The sequence below is a fragment of the Arthrobacter sp. Y3225116 genome (assembly GCF_059091245.1).
Genome location: NZ_JBNHGL010000398.1, coordinates 1 through 1,675 on the forward strand (window position 1 = coordinate 1; position 1,675 = coordinate 1,675).

General features: G+C 67.2%; 1 protein-coding gene and 1 pseudogene. Both read left to right on the forward strand.

All coding sequences use genetic code 11. The features are described 5' to 3' along the window. Positions 1–1,371: TadA family conjugal transfer-associated ATPase (locus AC5RV2_RS17755; protein WP_494093423.1), on the forward strand; the 1,371-nt coding region annotated here is incomplete at its 5' end. Next, a pseudogene (locus tag AC5RV2_RS17760) lies at positions 1,368–1,675 on the forward strand (type II secretion system F family protein); the annotation flags it as partial. The gene AC5RV2_RS17755 and the pseudogene AC5RV2_RS17760, both read left to right, overlap by 4 nt.

A 1,675-nucleotide genomic window follows, 5' to 3' on the forward strand; every position in this document is an offset into this window, starting at 1 on the left:
GGTGATGGAACGCGTGTTGTCCAACAGCTCCTGCAGCGAGCCGGAGTGGACCACTTCGCCGCCGTGCTCCCCGGTGCCCTGTCCAGGATGAAGGAACGTGCCAGCACGGTCCTCTTCGAACGCATGGGATCACGGCTGCTGGATGCTTCCCTGGATGAGGACAAGCTGCATCTCGTGGTGCAGCAGGAGCTTGCCAAGGTGGTCGAGGAAGAAGAAAATTCGCTCAGCCATCAGGAGCGCCAGCGCCTGATCCGTGAAGTCAGCGACGACGTGCTCGGCTACGGTCCGCTGCAGCCGCTGCTGGAGGATCCGGACGTCTCCGAAATCATGGTGAACGGACCCGACATGATTTACGTGGAGCACAAGGGCAAGCTCTCGCGCAGTTCGGCACGGTTCTTGTCCGAGGACCAGCTGCGCCGCGTCATTGAACGCATCGTCTCCCGGGTCGGCCGCCGGATCGACGAATCGTCGCCGCTCGTCGACGCCCGCCTGGCCGACGGCTCGCGCGTGAATGCGGTTATTCCGCCGCTGGCAGTCAACGGGTCCTCCCTGACGATCCGGAAGTTCGCCGCGGACCCGTTCCAGGTCCAGGACCTCATTGGTTTCGGCACGCTCTCCCCGGAGATGGCCGCGTTGTTGGACGCCTGCGTCCGGTCACGGCTGAACATCATCGTCTCCGGCGGCACCGGCACCGGAAAGACCACGCTGCTCAACGTGCTCTCCTCCTTCATTCCGGCCGGCGAACGCATCGTCACCATCGAAGACGCCGTGGAACTGCAGCTGCAGCAGGACCACGTGGTCCGGCTGGAGAGCCGCCCGAGCAACATCGAGGGCAAGGGCGCGATCACCATCCGCGACCTCGTCCGCAACTCGCTGCGCATGCGCCCGGACCGGATCGTGGTGGGCGAGGTCCGCGGCGGAGAAACACTGGACATGCTCCAGGCCATGAACACCGGGCACGACGGATCGCTGTCCACGGTGCACTCGAACTCACCCCGGGACGCCATCGCGCGCCTGGAGACCCTGGTGCTGATGGCCGGGATGGATCTGCCCCTGCGCGCGATCCGGGAACAGATCGCCTCCGCGGTGGACGTCATTGTTCAGTTGACCCGCCTGCGCGACGGTACCCGCCGGGTCACGCATGTGACCGAGGTACAGGGCATGGAAGGCGACATCGTGACGCTGCAAGACGCCTTCGTCTTCGACTACAGCGCCGGTGTGGATGCCAGCGGCAGGTTCCTGGGCAAACCCGTTCCGACCGGGGTTCGTCCCCGGTTTACCGACCGGTTCCGGGAACTGGGCATCGACCTGCCGGCCGACATCTTCGAGCCGGCCGCCGGGCCGTTGCGCCCCCAGGCGGCGACGCGATGACCCCGGCGGTCCTGGTTGTAGGGATGCTGTTTTGCTACGGCTCGCTGGCGCTGCTGGTGTCAGCCGCCTTCGGCACGCGGTCCCTGCGGCTTTCTCCGTCCCGCCGTGGCGCCCCGGAACAGGGCTCCCGGCTCAGTGACGTGGCCGCCCGCTCTACCGCTGCCATCGAACGGCTCTTGGCCCGCCGCCGGGAAGCCCCGGCGATGGCCGGCGCCCTCGAAGCCGCCGGGCTGAGGCTCACCCCCGCCGAACTGGTGGTCCTGGTTTTGTCCGGCGCCGCGGTCGGCGCGGCCCTCGGGCTTAT